We start from the raw sequence: 20,487 nt of genomic DNA, 5'->3' as shown, positions 1-20,487 counted from the left end.
AGATGTGTATAAGAGACAGACCCCGTACGGGCCCAGCAGCGCGCCCGCCGCCGCGCACAGCGCCACCGTCGCCACCGTCGCGAGCAGCGCCCGCCCGGCCGGGACCGTGGACGCCACCACCGCGCCGAGCCCCTCCGGCCGGGCCGCGGGGATGCCCTGACGGGACGCCAGGGTCAGCGCGAGACGGGCGGCGACGCCCGCGACGGCGGCCCCGAGAGCCCCGTGCGCCCAGCCCTCCCCGTACAGCTCGAAGAGGACGGCGACCTGGGCCAGCAGCACCAGGAGCAGCGTGATGACACCGAACGGCCCAATGTCGGACTGCTTCATGATCCGCAGCGCGTCGGCGGCCGGCTTCCCGCTGCCGAGGCCGTCCGCCGTGTCCGCCAGGCCGTCCAGGTGCAGCCCCCGGGTGAGAGCGGCGGGCACCGCGACGGAGGCGACCGCCGCGAGCAGCGGTCCCGAGCCTGCCAGCAGCGACAGCGCGCCGAGGGCCCCGGCGAGCAGCCCCACGACGAGCCCGGCGAGCGGGGCGCGGAGCATTCCGGAGCGGGCGGTCGCGCGGTCCCAGCGGGACACGCGGACGGGCAGCACGGTCAGGGTGCCGAAGGCGAAACGTATGCCGTGGCTGTTCAGGGAGGTCACCGCGCGCAGGCTAGCCGCTGGGCCCCACCGATAGAACGGGCGAAACACGCCAATCGCCGTGAAACCTGACGTATCGGGAGTGGGTGGCATGGGTCACTGGTGGCACGACAACATCGCGGAGCCGGGCAAGATGCCGCTGCTCCTCGCGCTGGCCGCCTTCGTCCTGACCTTCGCGATCACCCGCACCATCACCCGCATGATCCGCGCCGGGAAGGGCCCGTTCCGCAACATCACCCCCGGCGGGGTGCACATCCACCACGTGGTGCCGGGCGTCGTGCTGTCGGTGATCGGCGGATTCGGCGCGGTGGCCGGCGGGCGGCACGGCCTGGCCGCCGGGATCTGCGCGGTGATCTTCGGGGTGGGGGCCGGTCTGGTGCTGGACGAGTTCGCCCTGATCCTGCACCTGGACGACGTGTACTGGACCGAGGAGGGCCGCCAGAGCGTGGAGGTGGTCGTGCTGACCGTCTCGCTGGTGGCGCTGGTCCTGGCGGGCTTCTCGCCGCTCGGCGTCGACGACGTCACCGACGAGGAGGAACAGGGGAGGCTGGGCCTCATCACGACCTACGTGATCAACTTCTGCTTCGTCCTGATCGCCCTGTTCAAGGGCAAGCTGCGGATGGCGGTGCTCGGCACCCTCGTCCCGTTCGTCGCCCTGGTCGGCGCGGTCCGGCTGGCCCGCCCCACCTCGCCCTGGGCCAGGCGCTTCTACCGCCACCGCCACCGGGCCCGCTCCCGGGCACTGCTGCGGGCCTACCACCACGACGTGCGCTGGGCCGGGCCGCGCCGGAAGTTCCAGGACCTCATCGGCGGCGCCCCGGATCGCGTCCCGCCGCCGCCCGCGCCCAGGTCCTGAACGCGCCGCCGCCCGCGCCACTCCCGTACGCCGCACACCACCAGGACGGCGAAGATGGCGGCCAGATGCTCACGGCCCGCCAGGTTGTCCTCGACGAGGACCTCCACCACCATCGCGAGGACCACCAGCGCCCCGGTGAACCAGGCGCGATGCCGGTGGCAGACGTACACCGCGAGCCCCACGACGGCCGCCGAAGGGCCGGTGTCCACCACCTGCGCGTCGGAGGCGGGCAGCACGGGGAACACCTCCGGCCCGAGCGCGATGCCGAGCCGCGCGTACAGCGTCCCGGCCAGCGTCGCCAGATACGCCACCGCGAGCGTCCGCCACCGCCCCAGGCACACCTCCGCGACGCCGAACACCAGCAGGATCTGGGCCAGCGCGCCCCACACCGGCAGATCGAGCGCGGGCACGAACAGGGACAGCGGGGTACGCAGGAGGGCGAGCCACAGCGGGTCCTCGGCCCGTACGGCTCCGAGAAGCCGCACCGGCCCGTAGCCCCAGGCCCGGTTCTGCACCACCTGCACGGTCGCGGTCAGCGCCACCGCGACCGTCGTCAGCGCGAGCGCCCGCACCCCGCGTCCGGCGAGCCCCCGCCGTACGGTCGTGCACAGCGGGCCCCACTCCCGCACCGCCGCCCGGCGCAGGGCGGGCAGACGGCTCATCCGCTCTTCTCGAACAGCACGGCTCATACGCTCTTCTCGAACAGCATGGAACGGGCCCCAGGTCGGTCGGTACGCGGCATCGGCGAGGAAGCGCGCCGAGCCGCGCCCCACTCGAAGACGGACCGGGGCAGGGCGAAGTTGAGCGACACCCGAGTGATGCCGATCTCGTCCGCGCGATGGGGGGAGCCCGGGGTCTCAGACCCCGTCGAGGGCCGCCGCCTCCGAATCCGGCCCCGACTCCGCGTCCTCCGCGTCCTCCCCGTCCTGCGCGTCCACGGTCTTCTCCGGTTCCCGCTCCGGCAGTTCGGCGGCCAGCGCCGCCGCCGCCTGAACCAGCGGCAGGGCCAGCAGCGCGCCGCTGCCCCCGCCCACCGTCACGCCGTGGTCCAGCAGTGGGGTCAGCGCCATCCGGTCCAGCGCCTTCGTCTGCGCCGGCTCCCCGCTGACCTGGCCGGCCAGCCACCAGTCCGGTGCCCGGAACGCCGCCCGCTGCGCCACCAGCGCGCAGGCCGCCGAGACGACCCCGTCCAGGATCACCGGCATCCGGCGCACCGCGCTCTGCAACAGGAACCCCGTCATCGCCGCCAGATCCGCGCCGCCCGACGTGGCCAGCAGCTCCAGCTGGTCGCCGAGCACCGGCCGGGCCCGGCGCAGCGCGTCCCTGATCGCCGCGCACTTGACCATCCACGCCAGGTCGTCGATGCCCGCACCGCCGCGCCCGGTCACCACGGAGGCGTCCGTTCCGCAGAGCGCCGCGACGAGGGTGGCCGCGGCCGTGGTCCCGCCCACGCTGAGGTCGCCGAGCACCACCAGATCGGTGCCGGAATCCGCCTCCTCGTCGGCGATCGCCATGCCCAGACGGACCGCCTGCCCGGCCTCCTCCGCGCTGATCGCGTCCTCGACGTCGATCCGCCCCGAGCCCCGCCGGACGCGGTGCCGCACCACGGACTCGGGCAGCAGCTCCGGATCGCAGTCCAGGGAGACGTCCACGATCCGCATCGGCACCGAGAAGCGCCGCGCCAGCACCGAGACGGGGCTCGCCCCGTCGAGGGCGGCCCGCACCAGCTCGTACGCGCTTCCCGCCGGCCGGCCCGACACGCCCAGCTCCGCCACCCCGTGGTCACCGGCGAAGAGCACCAGACGCGGCTGCTCGACGGCCCTGACCGGCACGGACTGCTGCGCGGCGCTGAGCCACTCGCCCAGCTCGTCGAGGCGTCCGAGCGCCCCCGGGGGTACGGTCAGCCGCTCGCGCCGCTCCTCGGCATCGCGCCGCACACCCCCGTCGGGGCGTTGGATCAGGTCGGAGAAGTCGTCCAGGTTCACGGAGGTCTGCCTCGCGGGTCGTCACGTCGGGTCCGGTCCGGGAACCCGGCGGCGGGCCCCCAGGGCGTGTCCGGCGGAGCACACCCCCAGCCGGAACAGTACCGGTCGGCCCACCCGGAGGACCGTGCCCGAACGGGGGCACGGGGGAGGGGAAGGGCCGGACCCTCCCCCCGCCGCGAGTCTCCTACCCCCGCAGCACCAGTACCTGCCCCGCCACCACCAGCAGCACCTGCTCGCACTCGGAGGCCACCGCCGCGTTCAGCCGCCCCAGCTCGTCCCGGAACCGCCGCCCCGCAGCTGTCGCCGGCACCACCCCCGACCCCACCTCGTTGGTCACCAGCACCACCGGCCGCCGGGTCCCGCGCACCGCGGCGACCAGCTCCGCGACCCGCTCCCGCAACGCCGCCTCGCCGCCGTCGTGCCACCGCTCGTCCTCCCAGGCCTCCACCCGGTCCATCGCGTCGGTCAGCCACAGCGACAGGCAGTCGATCAGCAGCGGCGGCCCGTCCGCCCCCAGCAGCTCCGCGACCTCGCAGGTCTCCTCGGTCCGCCAGGCGCCGGGCCTGCGCTCCCGGTGCAGTCCGATCCGGGCCGCCCACTCCGGGTCCCCGTCGCGGCGGCCGCCGGTCGCCACGTACACGACCTCCGGGAACGTCTCCATGCTCCGCTCCGCCTCCAGCGACTTCCCCGACCGCGCGCCCCCCGTCACCAGCACCCGGCGCGGCACGTCCGGCGCCGCGTGGTACTCGCCCACCACCAGCGTCGTCCCGTCCGGCACCGCCCGCGCACCGGCCGCCGCCAGCCGCCGCTCCAGCTCCGGGCCCGGCGGGGCGTCGTGGTCCAGGTGGACCGCGATCACCTCGGTGGTCGGACCGACCGCTCCGGCCGACCGCAGCCGGGCCACCGCGTCGGGCCGCCCGATCACATCGAGGACGACCATGTCCAGCGGCCGGTCCAGCTGTTCGGGCAGGCCGGAGGGGGCGGCCCCCGGCGGCAGGTACAGCAGCCGCTCGCCCTCCGGGGCGGTCACCTCGTACCCGGTCCCCGGGGCGTCCATCGCCATCGCCCGCACCCGGTGACCGCTGATCAGCGTCAGCACCTGGCCGTCCGGCACCCGGCCGGCCGGCGGCAACAGGGCGGGCAGTTCGACGGCGGGCCCGTCGTGCGGGTGCGTCAGCAGCACCTGCCGGACCGCGCTCAGCGAACGCCCCGCACGGGCGGCGGCGAACACCGCCCCGGGCGTGAGGTCCAGCAGCAGCGCGTCGTCGACCAGCAGCGCCGTCGCGGCCCGCGCCCACGGGCCACGGGCCGAGGCGCAGGCCGCGCAGGGGCAGGAGGGGTGCGGCAGCCCGTCGGGGGCTCCGGTGCCGAGCAGAGTGAGTTCCACACCTTGATCCTCCCGTGTCCCCGCACGAGGTGCGCGTCCGGCTACGCTTCGGGAAGCAACGTGACCCAGGAGGCTGGCATGGCGTGGACGTGGCGGTTCGAGAAGTCCGACGGTACGGAGACGGAGCCGGCGCTGCAGCCGGAGGAGTTCACGACCCAGGGCGACGCGGAGTCCTGGATCGGTGAGTTCTGGAAGGAGCTCCTGGAGGGCGGCGCCGCACAGGTGACGCTCTTCGAGGACACGACCAAGATCTACGGCCCGATGAGCCTGAAGGCCGACGGCGCCTGACCCTCAGCGCCCGGGGCGGAAACGGGCGGTGAAAGGGCGGGCGGTACGGGGATCTCCCCGTACCGCCCGCCCTTTCGGCCGTCCGAGCTCAGATCTCCCCGAGCGTGACCTCCGCCGTCCGGCTGTCGCCGTCGCGCGTGTACGTCACGGTCACCTTCTGGCCCGGCTTGTCGTCGGCCAGTGCCTCGGAGAGCGAGGTGACCGTGGTGACCTCGCTGTCCCCGATCTTCGTGATGGTGTCCCCGGGCTTCAGCCCCGCATCGGCCGCCGCGCCGCCCCGGTCCACGCTCACCAGCGCCACCCCGGCGGGGCGGTAGTTGTCGTCGACGACCGTCCGGGCCGTGATGTTCAGCGCGGCCCGGCCCGAATCGGTGACCTTGCCGTCCTTGATGATCTGGTCGGCGACCGTCTTCACCATCGAGACGGGGATCGCGAAGCCGATGCCCGGAGCCGCGCTGTCGCCCATCTGCGGGTCGGTCGCCGCGAGGGTCGGAATGCCGATCACCTCGCTGTCGAGGTTGACGAGCGCCCCGCCGCTGTTGCCCGGGTTGATCGCCGCGGACGTCTGCACCATGTTGGCGATCGTCGCGCCCGTGCCGCCGCCCGCCCGGCTCTCGCTCACGGTCCGGCCGAGCGCCGAGACGATGCCCTGGGTGACGCTGCTGGACAGGCCGAGCGGTGAGCCCATCGCCATCACGATCTGTCCCACCCGGACCTTCCCCGCGTCGCCGAACTTCGCGGGCTTCAGCCCGTCCGGCACCTCGTCGAGCTTGATCACCGCCAGGTCCTGCTCCGGGTAGGAGGAGACCAGAGTGGCGGTCAGTACCGCCTCCCCGGTGGCGACGCTGACCTTGAACCTCTTCTCGTCGCCGACCACATGGGCGTTGGTGACGATGTGGCCCCTGTCGTCGTAGGCGACTCCGGAGCCGAGGCCTTCCGAGGCGTCGATCTGCACCACCGACGGCAGTACGTCGTTGATGACGGCCCGGTAGGCGTTCTCCAGGTCGTCGGGGGCACGCTTCACCGCACCCTGCGTCGTACCGGACGCGCCGGCCTCCGGGGCCGTCGCCGCCGGACTCGTACCGGAGCAGCCGCCCGCCAGAGCGATGGCGCAGACGGCCGCGGACAGGGGAAGCAGCAGCCCGCGCGCCCGGCTGCGGGAGGGGGATACATCCATATCCGGAGTCTGGGGCCCGCCCCGTTCGGGTGCCCCTGCTGATGGGCCGAACGGGCCCGCCCCCGTAACACCTGTTCTAGCCGCGCACGCCGCACAGATGCAGCAGCGCCGCCACCCCTCGGTAGGGGTCGGTCCGGCCGGCCCGGTCCTCCAGGGCCAGGGCCCGCTCCAGCTCCTCGGCCGGCAGCTCCGCCCCGTCCGCCACGTTGTCCGTGAAGACCCGCACTCCGTACCAGGCGTGCAGCGGCGCGGCGATCCCCGCGAGCGTGGCCCGCAGCGCGTCGAGCCGGTCGGCCCGCACGGTGAGGCCGAGGCGGTTGGTGTACGTGGCGGTGTCGAAGGCGGACAGGGCCGCGCCGAAGTCACCGGCGAGCCCCGGGCGCATCGCGAGCGCGTCCGCGTTCCGTACGAGCAGGGAGAGCAGCCCGCCGGGAGCCAGCATTCGGGCGAGCCCGGCCAGCATCGGGTCCGGCTCCTCGACGTACATCAGGACGCCGTGGCACAGCACCACGTCGAAGCTGCCGGGCAGGAAGTGCACGCCGGTGTCCCGGCCGTCGCCCTCGATGAGCCTGACCCGCTCCCGGATGCCCTCCGGCTCGGTCGCCAGGGACGCACGGGCCGCCGTCAGCATCTCGGAGTCCGACTCCAGGCCGGTCACCGAGTGACCGGCCCGCGCGAGGCGCAGGGCCTGGGTGCCCTGGCCCATGCCGACGTCCAGGACGCGCAGCCGCTGCCCCACCGGGAACCGCCCGGCTATCTGCTCGTCCAGCTGCCGCGCGACGAGCTCCTGGCGGACCCTGTCGCGTACGCCGCCGAGACCCGCCAGCCACGCCGAGGAGGCCCCGGTGAAGCCGGAGGCCTCCGTGCTCAGGGCCGCTCTCCGCGCTTGACCTGCGGCTTCGGGAGGCGCAGTCGGCGCATCTGGAGCGTGCGCATCAGGCCGTACGCCACGGCTCCGCGCTTCGGCGTGTCCGGGAAGCGCTCGCGCAGCTGCTTCTTCAGGCGCATCGACAGACCGATCGAGTCGATCACGATCAGGATGATCACGCCGAGCCAGAGCAGCAACGAGATGCTCTGGATGTTCTGCACCTGGATCACGCTGAGGATCAGGATGATCACGGCGAGCGGCAGGAACCACTCGGCGACGCAGAAGCGCGAGTCCACGTAATCGCGGACGAAGCGCCTGACCGGGCCCTTGTCGCGGACCGGGAGGTAGCGCTCGTCGCCCGACGCGAGCGCCTCGCGCTGCCTGGCCAGGTCGGTGCGGCGCGCTTCGCGCTGGCGCTTCATGGCCGCCTTGCGGTCGGTCGGCGCACTGGACGCGGCGCGACGGCGCTGCGTCTGGGCCTCGCTGCGCTTGGGGGTGGGGCGACCCTTGGGAGCCTGCGGGTCGCGGGGCTGCTGGGAGAGGTCCGCCGTCACCTTGTCGGTGGGGGCCTTCTCTGTCTTGGCGCGGCTACGGAACACAAAACCCAAGGGTACGGGGTCCGCGCGCGAGCCCGGAAACCCGGGCGGGAACGATCCGGCAACGGACGGCGTCCCCACAGGTGTTCCGACGGGGTGAAACGGGGGGCAACCGCCCGTTCTCGCGCCCGTCACGAGAATGTCCCGGAGCCTCACCTACACCCTGGGCGGGAGTGTTCACGGGGTGCAGTCGTCCTTGGGGAGGAGCACATCGACGTCCGAACAGTGCGGTAATAGAGACAGGGCCCGTACTGTGGGTTCTATCGGGAGTGCTGGAGCTCAGTCCGTCAGAAGGGGGCGCGCGAAGCCCATGAGCGGTGTCATGAAGCGTATGGGGATGATCTTCCGCGCGAAGGCAAACAAGGCCCTTGACCGGGCCGAGGATCCGCGCGAGACCCTCGATTACTCGTACCAGAAGCAGCTGGAGCTGCTTCAGAAGGTGCGCCGCGGCGTCGCCGACGTGGCGACGTCCCGCAAGCGCCTGGAGTTGCAGCTGAACCAGCTGCAGGGCCAGTCGTCCAAGCTGGAGGACCAGGGCCGCAAGGCGCTGGCGCTGGGCCGCGAGGACCTGGCGCGCGAAGCGCTGTCCCGGCGCGCCGCACTCCAGCAGCAGGTCACCGACCTGGAGACGCAGCACACCACGCTGCAGGGCGAGGAGGAGAAGCTCACCCTCGCGGCCCAGCGGCTGCAGGCCAAGGTGGACGCCTTCCGCACGAAGAAGGAGACCATCAAGGCCACCTACACGGCGGCCCAGGCCCAGACCCGGATCGGCGAGGCCTTCTCCGGCATCTCCGAGGAGATGGGCGACGTGGGCCTCGCGATCCAGCGGGCCGAGGACAAGACGCAGCAGCTCCAGGCGCGGGCCGGCGCCATCGACGAGCTGCTCGCCTCCGGCGCCCTGGACGACCCGACCGGCACGGCGAAGGACGACATCGCCGCCGAGCTGGACCGGATCTCCGGCGGCACCGATGTGGAGCTGGAGCTGCAGCGCATGAAGGCCGAGCTGGCCGGCGGCTCCTCGTCCTCGCAGCAGGCCATCGAGGGCGGCGCGCAGGACAGTGCGCCGCAGTCGCAGCAGTCGTCCCCGCACAAGTTCGACAAGCAGTAAGGCGGCGTCATGATCGTACGGATCATGGGGGAGGGCCAGGTCAAGCTGGCCGACAGTCACATCGTCGAACTGAACGAGCTCGACGATGTCCTGCTCAAGGAGATGGAGAGCGGCGACGGCCCCGGCTTTCGCACGACGCTCCACGCGCTCCTGGACAAGGTGCGCGAGCTCGGCACTCCGCTTCCGGACGACTCCCTGGAGCCGTCCGAGCTGATCCTGCCGGCGCCCGACGCCACCCTCGAAGACGTACGGGCCATGCTCAGCGACGGCGGGCTCATCCCCAACTGAATCCACGGGCCGGCCCCGGCGGGCCCGTGGAGCGCCGCACCAGCACCTCCCCGCCCCCTGCCCCGCGCCCGGTCCGCCGGACGCGGGGCAGGGGCGCTCCGGGCCCGGCCCCGGGAAAGGCCCCGCCCCCGAGGGGCCGCGTACCGTAGCTGGACGTGACCACCCTCTCGTCCGGCTTCGCGCGCGCCCGCCGCTGGCTCCGGGACCATCCCCTCGCGCTCGACGCGACCCTTGCCTTCGGCTCCCTCGTCGCGATGATCGGCGGCTCGTTCGTGGACCCGGGCGCCGGACACGGGCAGACCTTCGGCACCCGCACTCCCGAGCCGTTCAGCGTGCTCCTGATGGTTCTCGCCGCCGTGGCCCTGGTCCTGCGGCGGCGTCCGATGTCGGTGCTCGCCGTCACCGGGGTCCTCTCGGCCACCGAGTACACGGTGATGGACCCGCCCGCACCGGTCGTCATGAGCGCGGTCATCGCCCTCTACACCGTCGCCTCGCGCACCGATCGCCCCACCACCTGGCGGGTCGGACTGCTGACCATGGGGGCGCTCACGGCGGTCGCCATGGTCTTCGGATCGACGCCCTGGTACAGCCAGGAGAACCTCGGAGTGTTCGCCTGGACCGGGATGGCCGGGGCCGCCGGGGACGCCGTACGCAGCAGACGCGCGTTCGTCGACGCCATCCGGGAACGCGCCGAGCGGGCCGAGCGCACCCGCGAGGAGGAGGCGCGCCGCCGGGTCGCCGAGGAGCGGCTGCGGATCGCCCGGGACCTCCACGACGTCGTCGCCCACCACATCGCCCTGGTCAACGTCCAGGCCGGGGTCGCCGCCCACGTCATGGACAAGCGCCCGGACCAGGCCAAGGAAGCACTCGCCCACGTCCGGGACGCCAGCCGCTCCGCGCTCAACGAACTCCGGGTCACCGTCGGCCTCCTGCGCCAGCAGGGCGACCCCGAGGCGCCCACCGAACCGGCCCCCGGGCTCGCCGTCCTCGACGAGCTGGTCGGCACCTTCCGCAACGCCGGGCTCCCCGTCGAGGTGGCCTGCGCCGACGGCGGGGACCGGCTGCCCGCCGCCGTCGACCTGGCCGCCTACCGGGTCATCCAGGAGGCCCTGACCAACGTCCGCAAACACGCGGGCGCCGGGGCCACGGCCGAGGTGAGCGTCGTACGGGTGGGCGCCACCGCCGAGGTCACCGTCCTCGACAACGGCCGGGGGAGTGCCTCCCGGCGGCCCGGCTCCGGGGCCGATGCCGACCTGGACAGCGGCGGTCACGGACTGGTCGGCATGCGCGAACGCGTCACCGCCCTCGGTGGGGCCCTCACCGCGGGGCCGCGGTACGGCGGCGGATTCCGGGTCCATGCGATCCTTCCGGTCGAGGCCCGCACGGGTGAACCGGAGCGGCCGGGCACAGCGGGCGGAACGAGGCTCTGCCGATGACCCAGCCGACACCGGCACCGGAACCGACGACTGTGCCGCAGCAGGCTCCCATCAAGGTGCTCCTCGCCGACGACCAGGCGCTGCTGCGCAGCGCGTTCCGGGTGCTGGTGGACTCCGAGCCGGACATGGAAGTGGTCGGCGAGGCCGCCGACGGGGCCCAGGCCGTCGAGCTGGCCCGCGCCACGGGCGCCGACGTGGTGCTCATGGACATCCGGATGCCGGGCACCGACGGACTCGCCGCCACCCGCATGATCAGCGCCGACCCGGAGCTGGCCGCGGTGCGGGTGGTCATGCTCACCACCTTCGAGGTCGACGAGTACGTGGTCCGGTCGCTGCGCGCCGGAGCCTCCGGCTTCCTCGGCAAGGGCGCGGAGCCGGACGAACTCCTCAACGCCATCCGGATCGCCGCGGCCGGCGAGGCGCTGCTCTCCCCGGCGGCGACCAAGGGGCTCATCGCCACGTTCCTGGCCCAGGGCGGCAGCTCGGGGGAGGGGCGGGACAGCGCGGAGTACGCGGAGCGGCTGGCGGCGCTCACCGGCCGCGAACGCGAGGTGCTGGTGCTGGTCGCGGGCGGCCACTCCAATGACCAGATCGCCGAGCGGCTCGCGGTCAGCCCGCTCACCGTCAAGACCCATGTGAACCGGGCGATGGCGAAGCTGGGAGCCCGGGACCGGGCGCAATTGGTGGTCATTGCCTACGAATCGGGCCTGGTGCGTCCCCGGACGGACTGACCGGGTGGAGTAACGGCGTACACGGGCGTACTCCACCTGCGGTATGCGCGGCATAAGAAAGCAGCCCGGGGGCCGACGTTTCGGCGGCGCGGAGCGGAGATCGTAGGACTGGGCTGGAGGTGTCCCCCTGCTTTCCCTCCCCGCCCCTCTGCCGCGTACGCCACAGAAGAGAGACCCACCCATGTCCTGGCTGTCCAGATTCAGCCTCGCGCAAAGGGCCCTGATCGGGCTGATCTCGATTGTCGCGCTGGTCTTCGGCGCGATAGCGATCCCGCAGCTCAAGCAGCAACTGCTGCCCACCATCGAACTGCCGATGGTCTCGGTGCTGGCGCCCTACCAGGGTGCGTCTCCCGATGTGGTCGAGAAGCAGGTCGTCGAGCCGCTGGAGAACTCCCTCAAGTCCGTCGACGGCGTCGAGGGCATCACCTCCACCGCCAGCGAGGGCAACGCCCTCATCATGGCGACCTTCGACTTCGGCGACGAGGGCACCAAGCAGCTCGTCGCGGACATCCAGCAGGCGGTGAACCGGGCCCGCGCCCAGCTGCCCGACGGCGTCGACCCGCAGGTCGTCGCCGGATCCACGGACGACATCCCGACCGTGGTCCTCGCCGTCACCTCCGACAAGGACCAGCAGGTGCTGGCCGACCAGCTCGACCGCACGGTCGTCCCGGCCCTGGAGGACATCGACGGCGTCGGCCAGGTCACGGTGGACGGCGTGCGGGACCTCCAGGTCTCCGTCGTCCCCGACGACAAGAAGCTCGCCGAGGCCGGTCTGAACGCGGGCACGCTCGCCCAGGCCCTCCAGGCGGGCGGCGCCACCGTGCCGGCCGGCTCCTTCTCCGAGTCCGGCAAGAGCCGCACCATCCAGGTCGGCGGCGCCTACACCTCGCTGGAGCAGATCGAGGACCTCCAGGTCGTCGCCAAGGACCCGGCGGGCGGCAAGCCCGGAAAGCCGGTGCGCCTCGGTGACGTCGCCGAGGTGAAGCAGGAGCCGTCCACGGCGGTCTCCATCACCCGCACCAACGGCAAGCCGAGCCTCGCCGTGATGGCGACGATGGACAAGGACGGCAGCGCCGTCACCATCTCGGACGCCGTCAAGGACAAGCTCCCCGACCTCCGCGAGGACCTCGGCAAGGGCGCGGAGGTGACGGTCGTCTCCGACCAGGGCCCCGCCGTCTCCAAGTCGATCTCGGGCCTGACCACGGAGGGCGCGCTCGGCCTGGTCTTCGCGGTCGTCGTGATCCTGGTCTTCCTCGCCTCGATCCGCTCGACGCTGGTCACCGCGGTCTCCATCCCGCTCTCGATCGTCCTCGCGCTGATCGTGCTCTGGACCCGCGACCTGTCGCTCAACATGCTCACGCTCGGCGCGCTCACCATCGCCATCGGCCGGGTCGTCGACGACTCGATCGTGGTCCTGGAGAACATCAAGCGTCACCTCGGCTACGGCGAGGAGCGCCACGCGGCGATCATCACCGCGGTCAAGGAGGTCGCCGGAGCGGTCACCTCCGCCACGCTCACCACCGTCGCCGTCTTCCTGCCCATCGGTCTGGTCGGCGGCATGGTCGGCCAGCTCTTCGGCTCGTTCTCGCTGACCATCACCGCGGCGCTGCTGGCGTCCCTGCTGGTCTCGCTCACCGTGGTGCCGGTGCTGTCGTACTGGTTCCTGCGCGCACCCAAGGGCACCCCCGAGGACGCGGCGGAGGCCCGCCGCCTCGCCGAGGAGAAGGAAGCGGCCAGCAAGCTCCAGCGGATCTACGTCCCCATCCTCCGCTTCGCGACCCGTCGCCGGATCACCAGCCTCGTCATCGCCGTCGCCGTGCTCCTCGGCACCTTCGGCATGGTCCCGCTGCTGAAGACGAACTTCTTCGAGGCCGGAGAGCAGGAGGTCCTGACCGTCAAGCAGGAGCTGACCCCCGGCACCAGCCTGGAAGCCGCCGACGAGGCGGCCCGCAAGGTCGAGAAGGTCATCGAGCAGGACAAGGGCGTCAAGGACTACCAGGTCACCGTCGGCTCCTCCGGCTTCATGGCCGCCTTCGGCGGCGGCACGGGCGCCAACCAGGCCTCCTACCAGGTCACCCTGAAGGACGCCGCGGACTACGAGGACGCCCAGGACCGCATCGACGAGGCCCTCGGCAAGCTCGACGGCATCGGCGACACCACCATCGCCGCGGGCGACGGCTTCGGCTCCCAGGACCTGAGCGTCGTGGTCAAGGCCGCCGACGGGGACGTCCTGAAGAAGGCGGCCGAGGCGGTCCGCACCGAGGTCGCCACCATCAAGGACGTCACCGACGTCCAGAGCGACCTGGCGCAGAGCGTCCCGCGCATCTCGGTCACCGCCAACGACAAGGCGGCCGCCGCCGGATTCGACTCCGCCTCCCTCGGCGGGATCGTCGCCGGAGCCGTACGCGGCACGCCCGCCGGCACGGCGACGCTGGACGACACCGAGCGCGACATCGTCATCCGGTCCTCCACCCCGGCCGCCACCGTGGCCGAGCTGAAGGCCCTGCCGCTCGGCCCGGCCAAGCTCGGCGACATCGCCGACGTCAAGGTGGTCCCCGGCCCGGTCTCGATGACCCGGATCGACGCACAGCGGTCGGCGACGATCACCGCCAAGCCCGTCGGCGACAACACCGGCGCGGTCAGCGCCGATCTCGCCAAGAAGATCGACGCCCTGGACCTCCCGGAAGGCGCCACCGCCACCATCGGCGGCGTCACCGAGGACCAGAACGAAGCCTTCGGCCAGCTCGGCCTCGCCATGCTGGCGGCCATCGCGATCGTCTTCATGCTGCTGGTGGCCACGTTCCGGTCGCTCGTCCAGCCGCTGATCCTCCTGGTCTCCGTCCCGTTCGCGGCGACCGGAGCCCTGGCCCTGCTGCTCATCACGGGCACCCCGCTGGGCGTCCCCGCGATGATCGGCATGCTGATGCTCATCGGCATCGTGGTCACCAACGCGATCGTGCTGATCGACCTGATCAACCAGTACCGCGCCCAGGGCCTCGGGATCGTGGAGGCCGTCATCGAGGGCGGCCGCCACCGCTTCCGCCCGATCCTGATGACGGCACTCGCGACCATCTTCGCCCTGCTCCCGATGGCGCTCGGCGTCACCGGCGAGGGCGGCTTCATCTCGCAGCCGCTGGGCGTCGTGGTGATCGGCGGTCTGATCAGCTCCACGCTGCTGACCCTGCTGCTCGTGCCGACGCTGTACGCGATGGTCGAGCTCCGCAAGGAGCGCCGCGCCAAGAAGAAGGCGGCCAAGCGCGCCGCGAAGGCGGGCGTACCGGACCAGCCGGAGCCGGAGACGGCCCGGGAGGCCGAGCCCGCCCAGGCCTGACACGGCGGGAGGGGCCTGTCCCACGCGGGTGCGTGGGGCAGGCCCCTCCCTTGTTTCCCGCGTCGCGGCCGGCCGCGAGGGCCTGTCATCCCCTGCGGCCGGCCGGCCCTCAGGCGTCCCCGCCGAGGGCCTGAACGATCCGGTGCCACGTCTTCCCGTGCGGGTCGGGGCGGCGGACGCTGAGGGCGACCGTCTCCCGCACCAGCCGGGCACGGGTCTCCTCGGGGGCCTTGTGCAGGAGTGCGGCCAGATCGTCCGGTTCGAAGCCCTCGGTGGCCCCCGCGAGCACCAGGGCCACCTGTGCGTGGGTGAGCGAGGAGAGCCGGTCACCGAAGACCTGGCCCTCGATGCCCCCGCCGTGCATCAGCGCGACACCGTCCCCGGCCTCCAACGCCCGGTCCACGTACGCCTGGAGGGCCCCGCGGTCCTCGACGAGGCGGTAAGCGGCGTCCAGGCCCTCGGTGCGGCCGATGTCCAGCATCGCGACGTGGGCCAGCGGGGTGTCGTCGGGCGGCTGGACGGTCAGCAGGCGCGGGTGCTCCGCCAGGTAGGCCCGTGACTCCGTCCAGTCCGCGCACTCCAGCCACTGGGCCAACCGCTCCCGCAGGATCAGCGGATCGTAGGCGGCGGTCACCCCGTGGGCGAGGACGGCCTCGCGGAGCAGGGCGTGCCGCTGCGCACCGTGCCGGTCCAGAACGGCCAGTTCGTCCAGGGCCGTCGCCGCCTCCTGGCTGCCGAGGACCTCGGCGTGCCCGGACCAGAAGTCGCGTGACCGGGGCCAGTTGGGCGCGAACATCCAGGCGCTGACGAGGTCCAGCGTCCCCGGCGGCAGGGCGAGCCAGTCCGGCACGGACGTGAAGGTCTCGTCCTCCCAGGCCGTGCGCACCGCAGCGGTGTCCCCGTACGCGCGCAGCGCCTGCCGGGCCCGTACGGTTACGGTGTCCACGCCGCCGGGCCTCTCCGCGTCCTCGTCGAGCCAGTTCACCAGCTCGGTCACCCCGGTCGCGGGCCAGGGGGCCGGGCAGCGCAGCAGGAAGGCGCTCCGCTCCACGCCCAGGCGCCGGGCGGTCGCCGGCGCGGCCCCGGCGAACTCCTTGACGGTCTCGTCGAACTCCTCGATCGCCGCCGCGTGCTCTCCGGTACGGGCGAGCGCCCGGGCCAGGTCGTCGAGGGCGGTGACCAGGGGGGCGTCGGGTGCGCCGGGCACCTCCAGCGCCAGGGACCGATGGAGGGCCACCGCTTCCCAGAACGCCTCCACCGCCCCCTCCGCGTCCCCGTTCAGCTCCACGTAGGTGCCGAGCACCTGGAGGGAGCCGGCCAGATCGGCCAGGGCGGCGTCCCCCTGTTCGCGCAGGAGGCCCACGGCCTCCCGCGCCGGAGGCAGGGCCTCCTGCGGGTCGCCGGTGCCGGCCAGGCTCCTGGCGAGGGTACGCAGCGCGGCGGCGAGGCCGGGGCGGAAGACCGTGGGGCGCCGCGCGGCCAACTCGCGGTACAGGGCGACGGCTTCCTCCGCCACCCGCAGGCCCGTCCCCGCGTCACCGGCCTTGTTGAGGTGACCGGCCAGGCCGTCGAGCGCCGTGGCCAGCTCCGGGCGGAAGAGGTCCGGCCGCCGCACGGCGAGCGCGCGGAAGCGGCTGCGCGCCTCCTGGGCCGCTTCGATCGCCCCGGAGGCGTCGCTCACGGCCGCGCGGTGGTGGCCGAGGGCGTGGAGAGCCGCGGCGAGCCGGGGGAGGAAGGCCTCCGGATCCTCCTCGGCGAGGCCCCGGAGAAGGCCGACCGCCTCCTCGGCATGGGGCACGGCCGCCACGGCCTCCCCGGCGTCCGCCAGGCGCGTGGCGTAGGTCAGGAGGTACGCGGCGAGCGCCGGGACGGACGCGCCCGGCTGCTCCTCCTCGACCAGCTCGCGCTGGAGCCGCACGGACTGCTTCGCGAACGGCACGGCGGCCGCCCGGTCCCCGGTGTCGGCGACGCGGTCGCCCAGGGCGCCCATGGCCAGGGCCAGCTCCGCCTGGAAGTCGCCGGGGCGCTTCATGCCGAGTTCGGCGTAGATCCGCGCGGCCTCCTTCGCCGGGGGCAGCGCGCCGGTGACGTCCCCGGCGGCGGAGAGCAGGTTCGACAGCCGGTGCAGGGCGCCGCCCAGCGTGGGCAGGCCGGTGGCGGGGTCCTGCTCGGCGGCGGCCCGCCGGCCGCTCACCTCCTCCCGCGCACGCTCCAGCTCCGCACGCGCCGACGCGTCGGAGGCGGCGTCGTTCTGCCGGACCTCGTCGTGCCCCGCGCCCGCTCCCCCCGCCTCGTCGCCGACGCCCGTCCCACGGTCCTCGTAACTCATGCCCGCCCCACCGATCTCGCCGTTCGTTCCGGTCGGCCCCATCGGGCCTCACCGGCCCCGCCCGCGCGAAGAAGCGCTGCGGTGAGTAGCAGCGTAGTTACGCAGTGGTGCTGTCGGTCGCCGTACGGGAGAACCGCCCCGACCGGAACGTTCCTGCCCGCCCCTCCCGGCCGGAGCGTCTCGGCCGGTGCGTCCCGGGCGTACGGGAGAGCCCCGGTACGCCGACCTGCATACCGGGGCTCTCGGGGATCGCGCGGCTCTACGGCAGCGCCAGCATCCGCTCCAGCGCGAGCTTCGCGTACTTCTCCGTCTCCGGGTCGACCTCGATCCGGTTGACCAGCTTGCCCTCGGCCAGCGACTCCAGGGTCCAGACCAGGTGCGGCAGGTCGATGCGGTTCATCGTCGAGCAGAAGCAGACCGTCTTGTCGAGGAAGACGATCTCCTTGTCCTCCGCGGCGAAACGGTTCGCCAGGCGGCGGACCAGGTTCAGCTCCGTACCGATGGCCCACTTCGAGCCGGCCGGGGCCGCCTCCAGGGCCTTGATGATGTACTCCGTCGAGCCCACGTAGTCCGCGGCGGCGACGACCTCGTGCTTGCACTCCGGGTGCACCAGCACGTTGACCCCGGGCATCCGGGCCCGGACGTCCTCGACCGACTCGACCGAGAAGCGGCCGTGGACCGAGCAGTGCCCGCGCCACAGGATCATCTTCGCGTCGCGCAGCTGCTCGGCGGTGAGGCCGCCGTTCGGCTTGTGCGGGTTGTAGAGGACGCAGTCCTCCAGGGTCAGGCCCATGTCCCGCACGGCCGTGTTGCGGCCCAGGTGCTGGTCGGGGAGGAAGAGGATCTTCTCGCCCTGCTCGAAGGCCCACTCCAGGGCCCGCTTCGCGTTCGAGGAGGTACAGATCGTGCCGCCGTGCTTGCCGGTGAAGGCCTTGATGTCGGCGGAGGAGTTCATGTACGAGACGGGCACCACCTGATCGGCGACCCCGGCCTCCGTCAGCACGTCCCAGCACTCGGCGACCTGCTCCGCGGTGGCCATGTCGGCCATCGAGCAGCCGGCCGCCAGGTCGGGCAGGACGACCGCCTGGGCGTCCGTGGTCAGGATGTCGGCGGACTCCGCCATGAAGTGGACGCCGCAGAAGACGATGTACTCGGCCTCCGGGCGCGCGGCCGCGTCGCGAGCCAGCTTGAACGAGTCGCCGGTGACGTCCGCGAACTGGATGACCTCGTCGCGCTGGTAGTGGTGGCCGAGGACGAACACCTTGTCCCCAAGCTTCTCCTTCGCGGCGCGGGCGCGCTCCACCAGGTCCGGGTCGGACGGGGAGGGCAGGTCGCCGGGGCATTCGACGCCGCGCTCGCTCCTCGGGTCGGCCTCGCGGCCGAGCAGCAGCAGCGCGAGGGGTGTCGGCTGTACGTCCAGGGGCTGGGCCGTGGTCACGTCACGCACCCTTTCTAGTCTGCGAACTCAAGTTCACTCCGCGAGCTTCCGCGAAGAGCTTCGGCGAACTCGCCTTTTCGTCTATTTGACGCTATCTATCATAGCCGCTTCGTGTCACTTTGACGATGCCGATAGCGTCGATGTGACGCATCCCCCGGGCGGCCCGGTGTGCGAGCATGAAAAGGAACAGACAAGCGCTTGGCCCGGAATGAATCCGGGACTGAGGCGGTTGAACCGTCGGCAAGCAGTCCGTACAACCCGGGAGAGAAGCAGATGTCCGTATCGGACGAGACCACCACCGTGAGCGACGGCATCCTCCTGTCCGACGCCGCCGCCGCCAAGGTCAAGGGCCTGCTGGAGCAGGAAGGCCGCGAGGACCTGGCGCTGCGCGTCGCCGTCCAGCCCGGCGGTTGCTCGGGCCTGCGCTACCAGCTCTTCTTCGACGAGCGTTCGCTCGACGGCGACGTCGTGAAGGACTTCGACGGAGTCAAGGTCGTCACCGACCGGATGAGCGCCCCGTACCTGGGCGGCGCCTCCATCGACTTCGTCGACACCATCGAGAAGCAGGGCTTCACGATCGACAACCCGAACGCCTCCGGCTCCTGCGCCTGCGGCGACTCGTTCAGCTAAGCGCCGCGAGTACGGCATACGGAGGCGGCCCCGGGATCGATCCCGGGGCCGCCTCCGTACGTCCGCTCAGCCGCGCGGCACCGCGCCGCCCGACGCCGCGTCGATCACCGTACGGTCGCCCAGCGGCTTCTCCAGCGTCACCGTCCGCGTCAGCTCCTTGGCGATCATGATGCAGGCCTTGCCCTCCTGCGGCTTCTCCGTCACCGAGATCCGCACCTGGCCCGCGCTCTCCTTCGCGCTCGCCGTGTACGTGCTGCACACGCCGCCCCAGAACGTCACCTCCAGGGTCCGCCCGTCGGCGCCGTACGACGTCACCTTCCGGTCCCCGGAGGGCGTCGTCGGGGTGTCCGGCTTCTCGATGAACTTCGGGTCCACGGCGACCTGCGTGACCGTGTTCTCCGGTCCGCCCGGAGCCTGGCGGACGGTGAACAGCCAGGACGGCACCAGCGTCTGCCGGCCGTCCACGTAGTTCAGCGCGAGACCGAACACCGCGTCCTCGACCGTCTGCTCCACCGGCGCCCGCTTGCCGTTCGACGGCACGCACTGGGGGTCCGAGGGCTTCGGCTCGCCCTCCAGCGGTACGGGAGTGGCGCAGCCGCCGATGTCCCGGTCGGCGTCACCCTTGCCCCTGCTCGCCGCGTTCAGCTGCTTCAGCGCCTCGTCCGCGCCGACCGTCGGGTAGCTGTCGCCCTTCTCCAGCGCCTTCAGGTGCCCGCTGCCGCCGGTCACCTTGCCGTCCGGGCCCACCTGGACGCCGGTCGACCAGCCGTACGTCGGGAGCCCGTCGATCTTCGGATCGGCGTTCACCACGCGGATGTCGCCCATCAGCTGGCCCGCGTTCAGCGCCGCGTCGTCCTGCCCGGCCGCCTTGAGCACCGGGACCGCGGCCGCCTTCGCCGCCTTCTCGCTCACCGGGTCGCCGCCCGGCTCCGAGGACCCGTTCGCGCACATCGTCCCCGGCTCGCACGGCTTGGGCGGAGTGGTGCGGGCGAACGTCCAGGTGCCCGGGGCCTGCTTCGTCACCTTCAGGAGCGCGCCGGGGCCGTCGTCGTCGCCGACCACCCAGGACGTGCCCTCGGTGCGCGGCGAGCCCGGGATGCCCAGCGCCTCCGCCAACCGGGCGACGTCGGCCGACGCGACCGTGCCCTTCGCGTGGTGGACCGCCGCCCTGTCCGGGCCGTCCGGGAGTTCGCCGGCGGCCCGGTAGATCACGGGCGGACCGCCCGGGTCCGGTTCGCCGGGTGCGATGCCGGGGGGAGGGGAGTCCGGGGACGCGGCGCCCGGGCCGTCCGCCGCGGCGTCCAGGGCCAGCAGGGGGGCCGACCTCTCGGCCGCCGCGCCGCTGTCCGCCGCGCCGCCGTCGCCCGCGGCGGTCGAGGCCCAGTCTGTCTCTTATACAC

The 20,487-nt window shown here is 72.8% G+C and carries 17 protein-coding genes and 1 pseudogene; 8 read left to right on the top strand and 10 right to left on the bottom strand.

Going from position 1 to position 20,487, the window contains the following annotated elements:
- Nucleotides 1–642, bottom strand: a 642-nt coding sequence (locus tag CR470_RS22750; RefSeq protein WP_097869401.1) for an adenosylcobinamide-GDP ribazoletransferase, incomplete at its 3' end; no start/stop codon positions are given.
- Nucleotides 643–730: 88 nt separating this feature from the next.
- Here CR470_RS22750 and CR470_RS22745 point away from each other — a divergent pair.
- A complete protein-coding gene (locus CR470_RS22745; protein ID WP_097869400.1) occupies nucleotides 731–1,495 on the top strand; it encodes a hypothetical protein in 765 nt (254 codons plus the stop codon).
- On the opposite strand, the gene CR470_RS39675 is transcribed toward CR470_RS22745, so the two are convergent.
- The 3 genes from CR470_RS39675 to CR470_RS22730 all read right to left on the bottom strand — a co-directional run bounded on the left by CR470_RS39675 (nucleotide 1,393) and on the right by CR470_RS22730 (nucleotide 4,867).
- Nucleotides 1,393–2,157 carry a hypothetical protein gene (locus CR470_RS39675; RefSeq protein ID WP_179892347.1) on the bottom strand — a complete coding sequence of 255 codons (765 nt, stop codon included), beginning with the start codon at nucleotides 2,155–2,157 and terminating at the stop codon, nucleotides 1,393–1,395. The genes CR470_RS22745 and CR470_RS39675 overlap by 103 nt on opposite strands.
- A 195-nt stretch (nucleotides 2,158–2,352) precedes the next feature.
- The gene (cobT, locus tag CR470_RS22735; protein ID WP_097869398.1) at nucleotides 2,353–3,480 is read right to left on the bottom strand and encodes a nicotinate-nucleotide--dimethylbenzimidazole phosphoribosyltransferase; all 1,128 of its coding nucleotides are present in this window, start codon (nucleotides 3,478–3,480) and stop codon (nucleotides 2,353–2,355) included.
- A gap of 184 nt (nucleotides 3,481–3,664) precedes the next feature.
- On the bottom strand, nucleotides 3,665–4,867 hold the full coding sequence (locus CR470_RS22730; protein WP_097869397.1) for a bifunctional adenosylcobinamide kinase/adenosylcobinamide-phosphate guanylyltransferase: 1,203 nt from the start codon (nucleotides 4,865–4,867) through the stop codon (nucleotides 3,665–3,667).
- Between the two features lie 78 nt (nucleotides 4,868–4,945).
- Between CR470_RS22730 and CR470_RS22725 the strand changes: the two genes are divergently transcribed.
- On the top strand, nucleotides 4,946–5,155 hold the full coding sequence (locus tag CR470_RS22725; RefSeq protein WP_097869396.1) for a hypothetical protein: 210 nt from the start codon (nucleotides 4,946–4,948) through the stop codon (nucleotides 5,153–5,155).
- Nucleotides 5,156–5,243: 88 nt separating this feature from the next.
- On the opposite strand, the gene CR470_RS22720 is transcribed toward CR470_RS22725, so the two are convergent.
- The 3 genes from CR470_RS22720 to CR470_RS22710 form a co-directional block, all read right to left on the bottom strand.
- A complete protein-coding gene (locus tag CR470_RS22720) occupies nucleotides 5,244–6,332 on the bottom strand; it encodes a S1C family serine protease (protein WP_097869395.1) in 1,089 nt (362 codons plus the stop codon).
- A gap of 76 nt (nucleotides 6,333–6,408) precedes the next feature.
- Nucleotides 6,409–7,101 carry a methyltransferase domain-containing protein gene (locus tag CR470_RS22715; RefSeq protein ID WP_097869404.1) on the bottom strand — a complete coding sequence of 231 codons (693 nt, stop codon included), beginning with the start codon at nucleotides 7,099–7,101 and terminating at the stop codon, nucleotides 6,409–6,411.
- Nucleotides 7,102–7,199: 98 nt separating this feature from the next.
- Nucleotides 7,200–7,799, bottom strand: coding sequence for a DUF3043 domain-containing protein (locus CR470_RS22710; protein ID WP_097869394.1), 600 nt, complete (start codon nucleotides 7,797–7,799; stop codon nucleotides 7,200–7,202).
- A 319-nt stretch (nucleotides 7,800–8,118) separates the two neighbouring features.
- On the opposite strand from CR470_RS22710, the gene CR470_RS22705 reads away from it, so the two are divergent.
- The 5 genes from CR470_RS22705 (at nucleotide 8,119) to CR470_RS22685 (ending at nucleotide 14,690) form a co-directional block, all read left to right on the top strand.
- Complete coding sequence (locus CR470_RS22705; RefSeq protein WP_097869393.1) at nucleotides 8,119–8,904, top strand: PspA/IM30 family protein; 786 nt, start codon at nucleotides 8,119–8,121, stop codon at nucleotides 8,902–8,904.
- Nucleotides 8,905–8,913: 9 nt separating this feature from the next.
- Nucleotides 8,914–9,192 (top strand): PspA-associated protein PspAA, encoded by a 279-nt coding sequence (gene pspAA, locus CR470_RS22700; RefSeq protein WP_097869392.1) that lies wholly within the window; start codon nucleotides 8,914–8,916, stop codon nucleotides 9,190–9,192.
- Between the two features lie 155 nt (nucleotides 9,193–9,347).
- Complete coding sequence (locus tag CR470_RS22695; RefSeq protein ID WP_097869391.1) at nucleotides 9,348–10,628, top strand: sensor histidine kinase; 1,281 nt, start codon at nucleotides 9,348–9,350, stop codon at nucleotides 10,626–10,628.
- Nucleotides 10,625–11,359: a response regulator gene (locus CR470_RS22690; RefSeq protein WP_097869390.1), complete on the top strand. Its 735-nt coding sequence runs from the start codon at nucleotides 10,625–10,627 to the stop codon at nucleotides 11,357–11,359. Before CR470_RS22695 ends, CR470_RS22690 begins: the two co-directional genes overlap by 4 nt.
- Before the next feature lie 181 nt (nucleotides 11,360–11,540).
- Nucleotides 11,541–14,690 carry an efflux RND transporter permease subunit gene (locus CR470_RS22685; protein WP_097869389.1) on the top strand — a complete coding sequence of 1,050 codons (3,150 nt, stop codon included), beginning with the start codon at nucleotides 11,541–11,543 and terminating at the stop codon, nucleotides 14,688–14,690.
- 109 nt (nucleotides 14,691–14,799) lie between these two features.
- On the opposite strand, the gene CR470_RS22680 is transcribed toward CR470_RS22685, so the two are convergent.
- Complete coding sequence (locus tag CR470_RS22680) at nucleotides 14,800–17,019, bottom strand: tetratricopeptide repeat protein (RefSeq protein ID WP_097869403.1); 2,220 nt, start codon at nucleotides 17,017–17,019, stop codon at nucleotides 14,800–14,802.
- Nucleotides 17,020–17,278: 259 nt separating this feature from the next.
- Nucleotides 17,279–18,466: a quinolinate synthase NadA gene (nadA, locus tag CR470_RS22675; protein ID WP_179892346.1), complete on the bottom strand. Its 1,188-nt coding sequence runs from the start codon at nucleotides 18,464–18,466 to the stop codon at nucleotides 17,279–17,281.
- Nucleotides 18,467–18,730: 264 nt separating this feature from the next.
- Between nadA and CR470_RS22670 the strand changes: the two genes are divergently transcribed.
- Nucleotides 18,731–19,087, top strand: a complete 357-nt coding sequence (locus CR470_RS22670; protein ID WP_007451212.1) for a HesB/IscA family protein — start codon at nucleotides 18,731–18,733, stop codon at nucleotides 19,085–19,087.
- A 66-nt stretch (nucleotides 19,088–19,153) separates the two neighbouring features.
- Here the strand turns inward: CR470_RS22670 and CR470_RS22665 are convergent.
- Nucleotides 19,154–20,470: pseudogene (locus tag CR470_RS22665) on the bottom strand (hypothetical protein); the annotation flags it as partial.
- Nucleotides 20,471–20,487: the final 17 nt, after the last annotated feature.

This window comes from Streptomyces sp. rh34, assembly GCF_002551245.1.
In the GTDB taxonomy this organism is placed as follows: domain Bacteria; phylum Actinomycetota; class Actinomycetes; order Streptomycetales; family Streptomycetaceae; genus Streptomyces.
This window is presented reverse-complemented; position numbering and strand designations above follow the sequence as displayed.